The organism is Ramlibacter sp. (genome assembly GCF_036383835.1).
Taxonomy (GTDB): domain Bacteria; phylum Pseudomonadota; class Gammaproteobacteria; order Burkholderiales; family Burkholderiaceae_C; genus Ramlibacter.
Genome location: NZ_DASVNN010000067.1, coordinates 1 through 14047 on the forward strand (window position 1 = coordinate 1; position 14047 = coordinate 14047).

Here is a 14047-nt window from a genome sequence, read left to right on the forward strand (position 1 = left end):
ACCTACGAATACCCGACTTCTTGTAGGTCGGGGTGAGCGCGATAGCCGAACCCCGACGCAAGCTCACGCGACCAATTCCAGGAGCCGCTGCAAACTCGTCGACGGCATCCCGTTCCATACCAGGTGCGTCCGGTTCTTCCGGATCCGCACCGGCAACTCATGCTGCCGCACATCCTGCGCCGCCTTGAGCGTCGCCAGCAGCGACCTCGGCACCACGGCGAACCCCGTCCCCGCCGCCACGCAGGCGATCATCGCCTGGTACGACGCGAACTCCATGGACCGTGCCGGCAGCACCGCGGAAGCGCCCAGCCAGTCTTCCAGCCGCTTGCGATACGAGCAACCGTTCGCGAACGCGATCAGCGTCATGCCGGCGAGGTCGGAGGCGCGCCGCACCGCGGGCACGTCCTTGCCCGTGACCAGCACCAGTTCCTCCTCGAACACCTTGCGCGAAGCCAGCACGCCCGGCGTGAACGGCTCCGAGACGAAGGCCGCCTCGATCTCGAAGTTCGCCACGCGCTGCAGCAGCGCCGCGGTCGTGCCCGTCACCAGCTCCACCACCACGCCCGGATGCTGCCGGTGGAAGCGCGACAGGACAGGCGCCAGCCGGCTGCCTGCGGTGCTCTCCAGCGAGCCGATGCGGAACACGCCCATCGCGCGACCGCTCTTCAGCTCGTTCTCGGCTTCGTCGGCGAGCCGGAACAGCCGCTGCGCATACGACAGCAGCAGCTCGCCTTCGGGCGACAGCACCAGCCCGCGCCCCTGCTTGCGGAACAGCACGCGGCCGAGCCGCTGCTCCAGCTGCTTGATGCGCGTGGTCACGTTCGACTGCACGCGGTTGAGTTTCTCCGCGGCGCGGATCACCCCGCCTTCCTGCACGACGGTGCGGAAGATGTCCAGGCTGTCGAGATCGATGCTTCTCATGGAAAGAACGAAGCTCCAGAATTATTCATTTGTGGACGCGGCCCATTCTGGCTCCAATCGGAGTCCATGACAAACGCACCGGCACCGAAGACCATCGTGATCGCGGGCGGGCTCGCGCTGGCGGCGGCGATGGGCATCGGCCGCTTCGCCTTCACCCCGCTGCTGCCGCTGATGGCGCGCGAGGGCCAGCTCGATCCCGCCTGGGGCGGCTGGATCGCGGCGGCCAACTACGCCGGCTACTTCGCCGGGGCGCTCACGGCCGCACGCCTGCCGCTCGATGCACGCAAGCTCGCGCTGCTCGCACTCGCGCTCACGGCGCTGTCCACCGCGGCGATGGCGTGGCCCTCGCTCCCGCTCTGGCTCGCATTGCGTTTCGCCGCCGGCGTGTCGTCGGCCTGGGTGTTCGTCGCGACCAGCGTCTGGTGCCTCGGCGCCCTTGCGCGCGCGGACCGCGCCGACCTCGGCGGCTGGGTCTACGCCGGCGTGGGCGCCGGCATCGCGCTCACCGGCCTGTACTGCTGGGCGGCTTCGGCGGCGGGGCTCGGGGCGACGGCGCTGTGGCTGCACCTCGGAGCGCTGGTGTTGCTGCTCTCGCTGCCGGTCGGGTGGGTGCTCTCGCGTCTCGGTGCATCGCGCGCGACGGCCGCCGCTGCGACGACGGCAAGCGCGAGCGGCGATGGCGGCACCACCGGCCTCGTCGCCTGCTATGGCCTCATGGGCTTCGGCTACATCCTGCCCGCCACCTTCCTGCCGTCGATGGCGCGCGGCGTTGCCGACGACCCGTTCTGGTTCGGCCTCGCGTGGCCCGTGTTCGGCGCGACCGCCGCCCTCTCCACGATCCTCGCCGGCCGGCTGTTGCGCCGCGCGACGCGCCTGCAGGTGTGGTCCGCGAGCCAGTTCCTCATGGGCGTCGGCGCGCTGCTTCCCAGCCTCTGGTTGAACGGCTTCACGATCGCCGCGTCCGCGCTGCTGGTCGGCTGGACCTTCATGGTGATCACGCTCGCCGGCGTGCAGGAGATGCGCGCGCGCGCACCCGCGCAGGCCGCGCGCCTGGTAGGACGCATCACCGCCGCCTTCGCCTTCGGCCAGATCGCCGGCCCGATCGTCTCCGCCGTGCTGCTGCAAGTGCCCGCATTGCGCGCGCACGGCCTGGCCCTCGCGCTGCAGATCGCGGCCCTGGGCCTCATCGCGAGCGCCGCCTGGCTGTGGCGCCAAACTTCGCTTCGAACCCCCGACCAGGAGACCGTCCATGCCTGACTCCCCGCTGCCGCAAGGCTATGCCCATCGCGCCACCGAGCGCCTGCCCATCCCGCAAGAAGGCGCGATGACGCCCGCGCAGCGCGAGGCCGCGCAGGCGCTGATCGCCGGACCGCGCAAAGGGGTCTACGGCCCCTTCCTGCCGCTGCTGCGCAGTCCCGCGCTGCTCGATCGCGTGGCGAAGATGGGCGAGTACCTGCGCTTCGAGAGCGTGCTCGAGGCGCGCGTGCGCGAACTCGTCATCTGCGCGGTGGCGCGCCACGTGAGCAACCAGTTCGAATGGACCATGCACGCGCCGCTTGCCGTCAAGGCGGGCGTGAGCGAAGCAAGCATCGAAGCGCTGCGCCTCGGCGCGCGGCCGAAGAACCTGCCGCGCGAGGACGAAGCGGCGCTCGACTTCACGCGCGAGCTGCTGCAGACGCACGGCGTGAGCGATCCGACCTATGCGGACGCGCTGCAGGCCTTCGGCGAGCAGGGCACCGTCGAGCTCGCCAGCCTGATCGGCTACTTCGCGATGGTGTCGTGGGTGATGAACGTGGCGCGCACGCCGGCGCAAGCGAGCGCCACCGGCGCCGGTATCGCGGCGTTTCCCGCCTGAAGCGCACAAAAAAAACAGCCACCTTTCGGTGGCTGTATCAAGTCCTTGGAAGGACGTCGTTGGGAGACTTGAATCTGGTGAGTCCGGCGATGCGTGACAGTTGCTTGAACTCTATCGGCTGCGGCTGCTGCGTCCATCCTCCTTTCGGGTGATGCCTGGGACGCGCCCCGCGCCGACCACGAAATTATCTTCGTGCGTTTCCCCGGATTTGGCGAGAGGGCTCCGCGTTTTTTTACGGGCACTTACATTTGCTCGCAGGGCAGCGTGAGGACGAAGCAGGCGCCACCGCCCGGATTCGATTCGCAGCGCGCACTTCCATGGTGCCGTTGCGCGATCGAGCGGACGAGGGCGAGCCCGAGGCCGACGCCGCCTTCGCGCTCGGTTGCGCCGCGCAAGCGATAGAAGGGTTCGAAGATCCGCTCGCGTTCCAGCTCCGGCACGCCCGGGCCGCGGTCGCAGACGCGCACTTCCGCGCCGCCGGCCTCCGCGCGCGCGATACGTACCAGTACCGGCCCGTCGCTGTAACGGCGCGCGTTCTCCAGCAGGTTGCGGATCGCCCGCCGAAGCAGCTTCGGCACGCCGTTCACCACCAGCGTCTGCGCCGAACCGTCGGTGTCCAGTTCCGCGCCGGCGCGAGCGCTTTCCTCCGCCGCCAGCCCGGTGAGGTCGATGCTTTCCACCGTGCCGATGTCGGTCTCGCGCGAGTCGAGGCGGCTTGCCAGCAGGATCTCGTCGACCAGCTGGTCGAGTTCGGCGATGTTGCGGGTGATCTCGTCGCGGGTGCGCGGCGACGGCGCCGGATCCATCAGCTCCAGCCCCATGCGGATGCGCGCCAGCGGCGAGCGCAATTCGTGGGAGGCATTGGCCAGCAGCGACTTGTGCGACTTCATCAGGGCCTCGACCCGCTCGGCGGCGTGGTTGAAGCGGCGCGCGAGGAAGCCGACTTCGTCGTTGCCCTTTTCCGGCACCCGCACGCTCAGGTCGCCCTCGCCCCAGCGCTCGACGCCGCGGCGCAGGTCTTCCAGCCGCAGGGTGAGCCGCCGCACGATGGGATAGCTGCCCAGGGCGACGGCCAGCGCCACGATGCCCAGCATCCAGAAGAAGCCGGTCGGCCCCCGCGGCAGGAAGGGCCGGCCGCCGTCGCCCGGCGGGCGCGGCCGCGGCGGCAGCTGCACGGTGACCGTGCGGCCGTCGTTCATCGTCACGTCGAACTCGACGCCCTGGCCGGGCGTGCGGTTCGGCCGCACCATGCTCTGGCCGATGATCTGGTCGGCCTCGTTGCGGATGATCACCTGCCGCATGGGCTGCTGCTCGGCGTTCACCCGCCACAGCCAGCCGAAGGCGATCGTGAGCAGGCCCACCGCGACGATCACGGCGATCCAGATGCGCAGGTACAGGGGGAAGCGCCAGTGCGCGTTCCAGGAAGTCATGCGGGAAGGGGGTCAGTCCTGCTGCTTGGCGAACACGTAGCCCACGCCTCGCACCGTGACGATGCGCTTGGGGTTCTTGGGATCGGCCTCGATCGCCGCGCGGATGCGGCCCATGTGCACGTCGATCGAACGGTCGAAGGCTTCCAGCTCGCGGCCGCGCACGGCTTCCATGATCTGGTCGCGGGTGAGCACGCGCCCGGCGCGTTCGGCCAGCACCACCAGCAGGTCGAACTGGTAGGAGGTGAGCTCGGCCAGCTTGCCGGCCACCGTCACCGTGCGGGCGTCGCGGTCGATCTCCATCGAGCCGAAGCGCATCGTCTTGGCCGGCACCGGCGTGCCGTCGGTGCGGCGGCGCAGGATGGCGCGGATGCGCGCCAGCAGCTCGCGCGGCTCGAAGGGCTTGGGCAGGTAGTCGTCGGCGCCCAGTTCCAGGCCGACGATGCGGTCCATGGGGTCGCCCTTGGCGGTGAGCATCAGCACGGGCACCCGGCCGGTGTCGCCGGGCATCGCGCGCACGCGGCGGCAGACTTCCAGTCCGTCGATGTCCGGCAGCATCAGGTCGAGCACCACGAGGTCCGGCGTCGAACCGGACGGCGGCTCTTCCAGCAGGTGCAGGCCGGCCTTGGCGTCGATGGCGTGGGTGACGCCGAAACCCGATCGTTCCAGATACTCGCCGACCATCTGGGCCAGGCGGGCGTCGTCTTCGATCATCAGGAGTTGCTGCATGGGTGAATGTTACTGTTGGGGGCGCACCCTTGTGGCGCCCTGCACGGCCATGGTCCGTTCCGCCCATCGCCCGGTCTTGAAGCACCCGTAAAGTAAAGTAAATGCAGGTCTCCAATCCCACGCTGGATGAAGTGCTGCAACGCCATGAAGCGGCGCTGCAAGCTCTGCAGTTCGGCGATCGCCGGTGGACTTACGGCGAGCTGCGAACCGCGGCCGTGCGCGCCGCCGGCGTCGCCTGGCATCGCTGGGGCGTGCGGCCCGGGGACCGCGTGGCGTGGCTCGGCGCCAATCATCCCGGCCAGCTCGCGCTGCTGTTCGGCCTGGCCCGCATCGGCGCCATCCTGCAGCCGCTCAATTTCCGGCTGGCGTCGGCCGAGTGGCAGCGGCTCGTCGCCGACTGCACGCCGGCGCACCTGGTACTCGACAGCGAGTGGGCCGAGGCGGCGCGCGCACTGGCCGCGCAATGCGGGATCGAGGCGCATGACGCGGCGGAGCTGGACCGCGATGCTCCCGAAGCGCCCTCGCACGCCGACGCGCAGGCTCCCGTGCTGCTCGTGCACACCTCCGGCACGACCGGCGGCCCCAAGGCGGCGGTGCACACCCAAGCCAACCTGCTGGCCAACATGCGCATCGCCGCGCAGGTGCAAGGCCTCACGCCCGCGGACACCGTGCTGACGGTGCTGCCGCTGTTCCACGTCGGCGGCCTGTGCATCCAGACGCTGCCGGCACTGCATGCGGGCGCGCGCGTGCTGCTGCATCCGCGCTTCAATCCCGACGCGACGCTGCAAGCCATCGCGCGGCAGCGGCCGACATTGACGCTCCTGGTGCCCGCGACCCTGAAGGCGCTGGTCGACCATCCGCGCTGGAGCGCGACGGACCTGTCTTCGCTGCGCGCCGTCTGGGCCGGCTCCAGCCTGATTCCGGCGCCGCTGCTCGAAGCCTTCCATGCGCGCGGCGTGCCGGTCTGCAATGTCTACGGCGCCACCGAAACCGGACCGTTCTCGATCGCGCTGCCGCCCGGACACGCGATGGACCACGCGGGCTCCTGCGGCTGGCCCGCGCCCGGCGTTGAGGCGCGCCTGGGCATGGCGCACGGCGACGCCGCCGAGGTGCTGCTGCGTGGGCCGAACGTCGTGCGCCACTACTGGCCCGACCTGCCGGCCTGCGACGCCGAGGGCTGGTTCGCCACCGGCGATCTCGCGCAGCAGGCGAGCGACGGCAGCTGGCGGATCGTCGGCCGCGCGAAGGAGCTGATCATCTCCGGCGGCGAGAACATCCATCCGGCCGAGATCGAACAGGCGCTGGCCTCGCATCCGGCGGTGGCGGAGTGCGCCGCCTTCGGCCTGCCGGATGCGCGCTGGGGCGAGATCGTCGCGGTGGCCGTCGTCCTGCACGCCGGCGCGCGCGCCGACGAAGCGGAACTGGCCGCCTTCCTGCGGCAGCGGCTCGCGCGCTTCAAGCTGCCGCGGAGATGGTTGTGGCGCGACGCGCTGCCCAGGACCGCCTTGGGCAAGGTGCAGCGCAGCGTGCTGGCCCGCGAGGCGGCCACGCGCTAGGCCGGCTACTCCGGCAGCAGTCCCCGCCGTTCGAGCTCCTGCCGCGTGGCGAGCAGCGTGTCGCCCAGCTGGGCCACGAGGTCCCGCGTGAGCTGGCCCTTGCCGGCGGCGTCCTCGATGCGTTCCGCCAGCTGGCTGAGTGCTGCCAGGCCGAGCGTTCCGGAGGAGCCCCGCAGCTTGTGGGCCTCGCGTTGCAGCTGCTCGCCGGTGGCGTCGGCCGCCGTCATGCGCCGCACCGACGCATCGTAGCCCTGCATGCCGCCACGGAGGAGTCCCGGCAATTCGTCGCCCGCCATGTTTCGCAGGCTGGCGAGCACGCCGTCGTCCACCAGGACGGCCGGCGGCTCGGTCGAGGGCTCAGGCGCGGGGGCGATGGCGGGTGGCGGCGGCCGGTTGGCATAACCCGCGATGGTCGCGTGCAGCTCGTCCCAGTCGATCGGCTTGGCCAGGCAGCTGCTCATGCCGGCGCCGAGATAGCCTTCGCGTTCGCGCGCCATCACGTTGGCCGTGAGCCCGACGATCGGGATCGAGGCAACCGGCCCGGGCAGCTTGCGGATGCGGCGCGTGGCTTCGACCCCATCCATCACCGGCATCTGCACGTCCATGAGCACGAGGTCGAAGGCCTGCTGCTGCACCAGGGCCAGCGCCTCGGCGCCATCGTGGGCGAAGACCAGCGCATGCCCCTGCTTGCCGAGCGCGGTGCGCAGGATCTCGCGGTTGATCTGCACGTCCTCGGCCACCAGGATGCGCTGCGGCGATACGGCCACCTGCTGCCGGCGCTGGCCCTCGGCCAGCTGGGCCGGGTCGCCCCGGTGCAGGGGGATCTCGAAGCGGAACACGCTGCCCACGCCGGGCGTGCTGGTCGCCGAGATGGACCCGCCCATCGCCTCCACCAGGCGCTTGCAGATCGCCAGCCCGAGGCCGCTGCCGCCGTACTGGCGCGAGATCGAGCGGTCGGCCTGGGTGAAGGGCGTGAACAGCTGCCGCAGCTTTTCCGTCTCGATGCCGACGCCGGTGTCGTGCACCGCGAAGCGCACCCAGAGTCCCTCGCCGTCCTCCCGCGGTCGCTGCATCACCGTGACGGTGACGCTGCCCTGTTCGGTGAACTTGATCGCATTGCTCACCAGGTTGAGCAGCACCTGCCGGATGCGCAGCGGATCGCCCCGCAGCACCTGCGCGCCTTCGTCCGGGTTGTCGAACAGCAGCATCAGCCCGCGTTCGACGGCCAGCGGATGGGTGAGCGAACGCAGCCGCTCGATCACCTCCGGCAGCGAGAAGTCCACGTCCTCGAGTTCCAGCTTGCCGCTCTCGATGCGCGAGAAGTCCAGGATGTCGTTGATGATGCTCAGGAGGTGGCGGCCGGAGGACCGCATCGCGTCCACGTAGCCTTGCTGCGGCGTGGTGAGGTGTTCGGCCGCCAGCAGGTCGACCATGCCGAGCACGCCGGTCATCGGCGTGCGGATCTCGTGGCTCATGGCGGCGAGGAATTCGGTGCGCGCCTCGCCGGCGCGCCGCAGGTTCTCCGCCAGGGTCGTGAGTCGCGCCTGCAGCACGTTCAGCGGCAGGCTCGACAGCAGGATGGCGGCCAGGTAGATCTGCAGGGCCTCGAGCCGCTCGTCGAGCGTGGTGTCCGTCATCATGCGCACGATCGCGCCGTGGCCCTCGGTCGTCACCCACAGGATGGCGGCGCTGGCAGCGATCACGCCCACGGTCGCGCCGAGCAGCCCGAAGGACCAGGTGAGGGCGAACACCAGGGGAAAGCTGAGGAAGATCAGCGCCTCGTCGTCGGCGACGAAGTAGACCATCAGCGCCGCAGCCCCCAGGAGGAACAGGGTCCGGATGGGCGTGAGGCCCTGGAAGGCCCGGCGCCGGTTGTCGGGGTCGGCCCAGGCCAGCAGGAAGGGACCCATGACGACCATGCCGAGGACGGACGCCGAATACCAGCTGCTCCAGGTGCTGGCGAAGGAGACGTTGCGCTGGGCCTGCAACACCGACGCGGCGAACGCGGCGGTGAACGCCGGGGTTAGCAGGCAGGCGGCGCCGAGGCGCACGACCTGCAGGCCCTGGAAGATCGGCAGCCGCAGGCCGCCGGTCAGGAGCACCAGCGTCGCGGCGACCGTTGCCTCCAGTGCGTCCGCCAGCGCCAGCAGCCCCGGCGACGGGGTGTTGCCCCACAGCGAGTAAGCAAGCGTGGAGGCCGCCCAGAAGGGCAGCAGGAACGCCGGCCACGTCTTCGGGGGATGCAGCAGCAGCGCGACGAGAAGGATCGCGTTGCCGTACCAGACCGGGGCGACCGGGCCGAAGGCATTGAGGGCAAGCGCTGCCGTCGCGAAGCAGGTCAGGATGACCGAAACGAGATGCGCAATCGGGGGCAGGACGGAGGGCACGGGAGCTTCTGGATTGGCTGCCAGTATGTGCAGGACACACATCGCGCCGCGTAGGACGCGTCCGACAAACTCGTGTTGCTCGGGGAAAGTCCGCTCAGCCTTTAGTCGTCGTCCAGCACGCCGGGCCGCTGGGTCGGCTTGGTCTTGATGTTGCGCGTGGCCAGCCACACCAGCACCAGCACGGGCACGCCCAGGATCGCGGTGCCGACGAAGAAGTTGGCGTAGCCGAAGGAGTCGACGTACTTGCCCGAGAAGCCCGCCAGCCATTTGGGCAGCAGCAGCATCAGCGAACTGAACAGCGCGTACTGCGTGGCCGAGTACTGGATGTTGGTGAGGCTGGAAAGGTAGGCGACGAAGGCCGCGGAGGCGATGCCGCTGGACAGGTTGTCGGCGGACACGACCAGCACCAGCAGGCGCACGTCGTGGCCGATGCCGGCCAGCCAGGCGAACAGCAGGTTGCTGGCGGCGCTCAGCACCGCGCCCAGCATCAGCGTGCGCATCACGCCCAGGCGCAGGGCCAGGACGCCGCCGACGAAGGCGCCCACCAGCGTCATGATTACGCCGAACACCTTGCTCACCGCGGCGACCTCGTCCTTGGTGAAGCCCATGTCGACGTAGAAGGGGTTGGCCATGATGCCCATGACCACGTCGCTGATGCGGTACACGGCGATCAGCGCGAGGATCAGCGCGGCATGCCAGCCGTAGCGGCGAAAGAAATCGGCGAAGGGTTCGACGATCACGACGTCCAGCCAGGCCACGAAGGGAGACGCCCCCTGCGACACGTTCATGTGCATCGGCCGCTGCACGCCCCAGCCGTTGCGCAGGCCGAGGACCGCCACCGCGCCGAGCACCAGGTACAGCAGCACCTCGGGCAGCGCGATCGCGCCGAAGGAGGCCCGCACCATCGCCGCCAGCAGCGCGATCAGCACCAGGAACATCAGCAGCTGCGGCCAGGCGAAGGTCAGGCCTTCGCGCACGAAGGTTTCGGCGACCGCCTTGCGGTTGGCGATGTCGGCCTTGGCGTCGCGCGGCTTGGGCTCGGGCGACACCAGCACCGTGATCACGCCCACCAGCATCGACGCGGCCATCCACAGGTAGGCGGTCTGCCAGGCGACGTGCTCGTAGACGGCCGCGGTGTCGACCTCGGAGCGCGCGGCGATCCACAGCACGCCGGCACCGGCCCAGATCATGGCGAGCCGGTAACCCGTCTGGTAGGCGGCGGCCAGGGCGCCCTGCCGCTCGGTACCGGAGGATTCGATGCGGAAGGCGTCGAGCGCGATGTCCTGCGTGGCGGAGGCGAATGCCACCGCCACCGCGCACCAGATCACGGGTTGCAGCGCGGCCTTCGGGTCGGACAGGGCCATGCCGATCAGGCCGGCGATGACGCCGCCCTGCGCGAGCAGCAGCCAGCTGCGCCGTTGCCCCAGCCAGCGCGTGAGCAGCGGCAGCCGCAGCCGGTCGACGAGCGGCGCCCAGATCCACTTCACGCCATAGGCGAGGCCCACCCAGGACAGGAAGCCGATGGTGGTGCGGTCGATGCCCGCCTCGCGCAGGCGGAAGCTCAGGGTGCCCAGCACCAGCAGCAAGGGCAGGCCCGCCGAGAATCCGAGGAACAGCATCCTCAGGGTGGCGGGCTCCGTGTAGACCCTGAGCGTTTCGCCCCAGGTCGGTTTGGCAGGCGGGTTCTGAGCCGTGATCGCGGTAGGGTCTGACATGGTGGAGGTGCTTCGTCAGTATTATTTGCGCATGTGCCGAATCTGTGCTGCCAAGTCATCCTCGTGGGTCAGCAGGCGCGCCTTCCTGGTGGCGGCGGGCGCCGTCGCCGGCGGTCCGGCGCTGAGCCAGGTCGACATCGGCCAGAGCTCGCGCCTGCGCACCCTCGTGCCCGCCAACGAACTGGAGGTCGCCGCTGCGCAGCAGTACGGCGAACTGCTGCAGGAGGCCAGGGCCAAGGGCGCGCTGGCGCCTGAAAGCCACCCGCAGCTGCAGCGCCTGCGCAGCATCTCTTCGCGCCTGATCGCCGACGCGCCGCGCTGGAACGACCGCGCGCGGCAGTGGCGCTGGGAGGTGAACCTGATCGGCAGCCAGTCGATCAACGCCTTCTGCATGCCCGGCGGCAAGATCGCCGTGTTCACCGGCCTGATCGACAAGCTGAAGCTCACCGACGACGAGCTGGCGATGGTGATCGGCCACGAGATGGCGCACGCCTTGCGCGAACACGCGCGCGAGCGCATCGCCAAGAGCCAGGGCACCGGCGCGCTGCTGTCGCTGGGCGCCCAGCTGTTCGGCCTCGGCCAGCTCGGCGACGTCGCGGCCAACATCGGCACGCAGCTGCTCACGCTGAAGTTCAGCCGCGACGACGAGATCGAGGCCGACCTCGTGGGCCTGGAAATGGGCGCGCGTTCCGGCTTCAACCCGCAGGCCTCGGTGTCGCTGTGGGAAAAGATGGCGCAAGCCTCCGGCGGTGGCGGCGGCCCCGCCTTCCTGTCCACCCACCCGACCGGCCCGGATCGCCTGCGCCGCCTGGCCGACAACATCCCGCGCGTGGAGGGGCTCTACCGGCAGGCGCTGGCGCGCCGCTGACCGTTCACCAGGCCAGCACCGCGCCGATCGCGCCCGCCGCGAGGATGGGCACCACCGGCGGGATGCTGGTGGTCATGAGCAGCAGCAGCGTGCCGGCGGCGATCACCGGGCCTTGCCAGCTGCCGGGAAGTCCGCGCAACAAGAGGTAGACGGTGGCCGTCATCAGGCCCAGGGCGATCGGCCCGAGCCCGCGTTGCAGCGCCCGCAGCAGGCGGTCGAACTGCGGCAGCCGGCTCAGGCGGGACACCACTACCGGGAACACCAGGGCGGGCAGCGACAGGCCCAGCGTGGTGGCGAGCGCGCCGGGCAGTTGCGCGATCTGCCAGCCCATCACCGTCACGAACAGGATGTTGGGGCCGGGCGCCGCCTGCGCGAGCGCGATCGAATCGACGAACTGCGTGTGCGTGATGTAGCCGTGCCGGTCGACGACGTAGCGGTGCATGTCCGACGCCAGCGCGATGGCGCCGCCGGTGGCGAACACCGAAAGCGACAGGAAGTGCAGGAACAGCGCGAACAGGTCGCTTGCGCTCATCGCCCGAGCCTCCGCCACGCCCAGGCGACGGAGGCGACACCGAGCGTGAGCACCACCCAGGCCACAGGCACGCGCCCGATGGCGACTGCCAGGAAGGCGAGCGACGCCACGACGATCCCGGTGCGGTTGCCGCGCAGGTTGCGCGTGAGGCGCAGCACCGCCGACGCGATCACGCCCACCGCTGCCGCGCCCATGCCGTGCAGCGCGCCCTGCACCTGCGCCAGGTGGTGGTACTGCTGGAACAGCGAGGCGATGCCCAGCACGATCACCGCCGGCAGCAGCACGAATCCCGCCGCGGCGGCAAAGGCGCCGCGCAGGCCGAACATGCGGTCGCCGAACAGCACGCAGAAGGAGATGCCGGTGGGGCCGGGCAGTACCTGCGAGATGCCGTAGAGGCCGAGGAACTCTTCTCCGGTCAGCCAGCGCTTGCGCCGCACCACGGTGCGTTCGATGTGGGCGACGGCGCCGCCGAAGGCCTGCAGCGAGACCCAGGTGAACGCGAGGAACAGCTCGCCCGGCGAGCGCGGCGCGACCGTCCCTGCGTCTTCAGTGGGGGGCTGCGGCGTCATGGGCGCGCGCTTTCTGCAGCAGGATGCGCACCGAATACACCAGCGACGTGAGCGCCACCAGGCCCAGGCCCGTCCAGATGCCCAGCGCCTCCCAGCGCGCCTCGAAACCGTGGCTGAATTCGCGCAGCAGGCCCGCCGTCACGGTGGCGAGCGCCACCAGCGCGATGAAGCCGCTGGAGAAGCGGCTCGCATGGCGCGCGAGGCGGTCGCTGCGCGCGGCGAACCAGTTCAGCAGCGCACCGTTGGCCGCGTCCGCGATCATCATGCCGCAGCCGAAGGCCGCCGCCAGCAGGGCCACGGCGCTCATGCCGGTGAACTGGCTGCCGCGGCTGGCGAAGAAGGCAGCCTGCGCCATCGAGTCGAACGAGAACGCGAAGGCCATGCCGACCAGCGCGGGATGCAGCTGGCGGCCGCTCACGCGCAGCATCAGCGAAGCCAGCGGTCCGAGCGGGCGCGGCTCGCCGGACGGCGCGCGCAGCGCGTGGGCCAGGTTGGAAGCGGCGATCGCGAGCAGGAAGCAGGTGGAGATCGCCATGCCCATGCCGTCCAGCCACTGGGGCAGGGCGGCGCTCTGGCCGTGCAGCAGCAGCGACGCGAGCAGGATGACGCCGCTGTGGCCCAGCGCGAACTGCGCGCCGACCAGGCGCGACGTCCAGAAGCCTTGCAGCTGGCGGGCGCGCGTCATGCCGTCGACCACCGCGATGTGGTCGGCGTCGAAGCCGTGGCGGAAGCCGAGCATGCCCACCAGCAGCAGGGAGGCCGCGAGGCTCGCGTCCAGTCCTTCAGTCATCTTGCGTCTCCGTCCTTGCGTCGGCCGCCTTGGCCGCGTGGTAATCCCAGACCTTGCGCAGCAGCGCGGGCCGCGAGAGGTTGCGGCCGATCACGGCGCACTCCTCGGGTGTCAGCGGCTCGGGCGTGCCGACCTGCAGCGCGAAGTGCTGGCGCTGCGCGTTTTCTTCGAGGTAGACCGCCTGCACGAAGGCGTCTTCCACCGAGCCGGCGACGCTCACCGCGCCGTGGCGGCGCATCAGGGCGGCCTTGGCGCCGCCCAGGAAGTCGGCCAGCTCGGCGCCGAGCGGGACCGAGTTGATCGATGCGGTCTTCGCGAACGTCCTGACTTCACCCAGCACCGCGGCCTGCATCGTCACCGGCTGCCAGGCCTGTCCCACCGTGGTCAGCACGGTGGACCAGCGCGGATGCGTGTGGACCACGGCGTGCACGTCGGGGCGGCGCAGGTAGATCTGCGCATGCAGGTGGAATTCCATCGGCGGCGTGCGCTCGCCCTCCAGCGCGCGGCCGTCGAAGTCGATGGCGATGAAGTCCGCCGGCCGGATCGCGCTGCGCACCGAGTCGGCGGCGTTGATCAGCAACCCGGCGCGGCCGTCCGGCAGGCGCGCGCTGAAGTGGCCGTTGAAGTCGATGATGCCCTGGCGTTCGAGCATGCGGAGCGCAAGCGCCAGCTGTTCGCGCAGGGCGGCGATCGTCATG

General features: G+C 70.4%; 13 protein-coding genes. 4 read left to right on the forward strand and 9 right to left on the reverse strand.

The annotated features are described in order from the left end of the window. Positions 1-63 precede the first annotated feature (63 nt). Positions 64-921 carry a LysR family transcriptional regulator gene (locus VF522_RS10990; RefSeq protein WP_330908302.1) on the reverse strand — a complete coding sequence of 286 codons (858 nt, stop codon included), beginning with the start codon at positions 919-921 and terminating at the stop codon, positions 64-66. Positions 922-987: 66 nt separating this feature from the next. Here VF522_RS10990 and VF522_RS10995 point away from each other — a divergent pair, with 66 nt between their 5' ends. Both VF522_RS10995 and VF522_RS11000 read left to right on the forward strand, forming a co-directional pair. Further along, the gene (locus VF522_RS10995; RefSeq protein WP_330908303.1) at positions 988-2178 is read left to right on the forward strand and encodes a YbfB/YjiJ family MFS transporter; all 1191 of its coding nucleotides are present in this window, start codon (positions 988-990) and stop codon (positions 2176-2178) included. Then, the gene (locus tag VF522_RS11000) at positions 2171-2776 is read left to right on the forward strand and encodes a carboxymuconolactone decarboxylase family protein (protein WP_330908304.1); all 606 of its coding nucleotides are present in this window, start codon (positions 2171-2173) and stop codon (positions 2774-2776) included. Before VF522_RS10995 ends, VF522_RS11000 begins: the two co-directional genes overlap by 8 nt. A 242-nt stretch (positions 2777-3018) precedes the next feature. Here the strand turns inward: VF522_RS11000 and VF522_RS11005 are convergent, their stop codons facing one another. Together VF522_RS11005 and VF522_RS11010 are read right to left on the reverse strand one after the other, a co-directional pair. Continuing rightward, a complete protein-coding gene (locus tag VF522_RS11005; RefSeq protein ID WP_330908305.1) occupies positions 3019-4206 on the reverse strand; it encodes a sensor histidine kinase in 1188 nt (395 codons plus the stop codon). 12 nt (positions 4207-4218) lie between these two features. Further along, entirely contained in the window at positions 4219-4932 is a 714-nt protein-coding gene (locus VF522_RS11010) for a response regulator transcription factor (RefSeq protein ID WP_330908306.1), read from the reverse strand. Positions 4933-5033: 101 nt separating this feature from the next. Between VF522_RS11010 and VF522_RS11015 the strand changes: the two genes are divergently transcribed. Next, positions 5034-6488 (forward strand): class I adenylate-forming enzyme family protein, encoded by a 1455-nt coding sequence (locus VF522_RS11015; RefSeq protein ID WP_330908307.1) that lies wholly within the window; start codon positions 5034-5036, stop codon positions 6486-6488. A gap of 5 nt (positions 6489-6493) precedes the next feature. Here the strand turns inward: VF522_RS11015 and VF522_RS11020 are convergent, their stop codons facing one another. After that, complete coding sequence (locus tag VF522_RS11020; protein WP_330908308.1) at positions 6494-8875, reverse strand: ATP-binding protein; 2382 nt, start codon at positions 8873-8875, stop codon at positions 6494-6496. 101 nt (positions 8876-8976) lie between these two features. Next, entirely contained in the window at positions 8977-10590 is a 1614-nt protein-coding gene (locus VF522_RS11025) for an AmpG family muropeptide MFS transporter (RefSeq protein WP_330908309.1), read from the reverse strand. 31 nt (positions 10591-10621) lie between these two features. Between VF522_RS11025 and VF522_RS11030 the strand changes: the two genes are divergently transcribed. After that, the gene (locus VF522_RS11030; protein WP_330908310.1) at positions 10622-11458 is read left to right on the forward strand and encodes a M48 family metallopeptidase; all 837 of its coding nucleotides are present in this window, start codon (positions 10622-10624) and stop codon (positions 11456-11458) included. A gap of 4 nt (positions 11459-11462) precedes the next feature. On the opposite strand, the gene VF522_RS11035 is transcribed toward VF522_RS11030, so the two are convergent. From VF522_RS11035 to VF522_RS11050, 4 genes are read right to left on the reverse strand one after another with little or no spacing between them, the layout of a single operon-like run. After that, on the reverse strand, positions 11463-11990 hold the full coding sequence (locus VF522_RS11035) for a chromate transporter (protein WP_330908311.1): 528 nt from the start codon (positions 11988-11990) through the stop codon (positions 11463-11465). Further along, on the reverse strand, positions 11987-12559 hold the full coding sequence (locus VF522_RS11040) for a chromate transporter (protein WP_330908312.1): 573 nt from the start codon (positions 12557-12559) through the stop codon (positions 11987-11989). The genes VF522_RS11035 and VF522_RS11040 overlap by 4 nt, the downstream gene beginning before the upstream one ends. Next, positions 12537-13349 (reverse strand): hypothetical protein, encoded by an 813-nt coding sequence (locus tag VF522_RS11045; protein ID WP_330908313.1) that lies wholly within the window; start codon positions 13347-13349, stop codon positions 12537-12539. The genes VF522_RS11040 and VF522_RS11045 overlap by 23 nt, the downstream gene beginning before the upstream one ends. Next, the gene (locus VF522_RS11050; protein WP_330908314.1) at positions 13342-14046 is read right to left on the reverse strand and encodes a class II aldolase/adducin family protein; all 705 of its coding nucleotides are present in this window, start codon (positions 14044-14046) and stop codon (positions 13342-13344) included. The genes VF522_RS11045 and VF522_RS11050 overlap by 8 nt, the downstream gene beginning before the upstream one ends. Position 14047: the final 1 nt, after the last annotated feature.

What these genes read in the sequence shown, in the direction of transcription:
- VF522_RS11015 (WP_330908307.1), top strand. Translation starts at nt 5,034, where the DNA reads ATGCAGGTCTCCAATCCCACGCTGGATGAAGTGCTGCAACGCCATGAA.
- VF522_RS11050 (WP_330908314.1), bottom strand. Translation starts at nt 14,046, where the DNA reads ATGACGATCGCCGCCCTGCGCGAACAGCTGGCGCTTGCGCTCCGCATG.
- VF522_RS11025 (WP_330908309.1), bottom strand. Translation starts at nt 10,590, where the DNA reads ATGTCAGACCCTACCGCGATCACGGCTCAGAACCCGCCTGCCAAACCG.
- VF522_RS11040 (WP_330908312.1), bottom strand. Translation starts at nt 12,559, where the DNA reads ATGACGCCGCAGCCCCCCACTGAAGACGCAGGGACGGTCGCGCCGCGC.
- VF522_RS11000 (WP_330908304.1), top strand. Translation starts at nt 2,171, where the DNA reads ATGCCTGACTCCCCGCTGCCGCAAGGCTATGCCCATCGCGCCACCGAG.
- VF522_RS10995 (WP_330908303.1), top strand. Translation starts at nt 988, where the DNA reads ATGACAAACGCACCGGCACCGAAGACCATCGTGATCGCGGGCGGGCTC.
- VF522_RS11010 (WP_330908306.1), bottom strand. Translation starts at nt 4,932, where the DNA reads ATGCAGCAACTCCTGATGATCGAAGACGACGCCCGCCTGGCCCAGATG.
- VF522_RS11035 (WP_330908311.1), bottom strand. Translation starts at nt 11,990, where the DNA reads ATGAGCGCAAGCGACCTGTTCGCGCTGTTCCTGCACTTCCTGTCGCTT.
- VF522_RS11045 (WP_330908313.1), bottom strand. Translation starts at nt 13,349, where the DNA reads ATGACTGAAGGACTGGACGCGAGCCTCGCGGCCTCCCTGCTGCTGGTG.
- VF522_RS10990 (WP_330908302.1), bottom strand. Translation starts at nt 921, where the DNA reads ATGAGAAGCATCGATCTCGACAGCCTGGACATCTTCCGCACCGTCGTG.
- VF522_RS11005 (WP_330908305.1), bottom strand. Translation starts at nt 4,206, where the DNA reads ATGACTTCCTGGAACGCGCACTGGCGCTTCCCCCTGTACCTGCGCATC.
- VF522_RS11030 (WP_330908310.1), top strand. Translation starts at nt 10,622, where the DNA reads ATGTGCCGAATCTGTGCTGCCAAGTCATCCTCGTGGGTCAGCAGGCGC.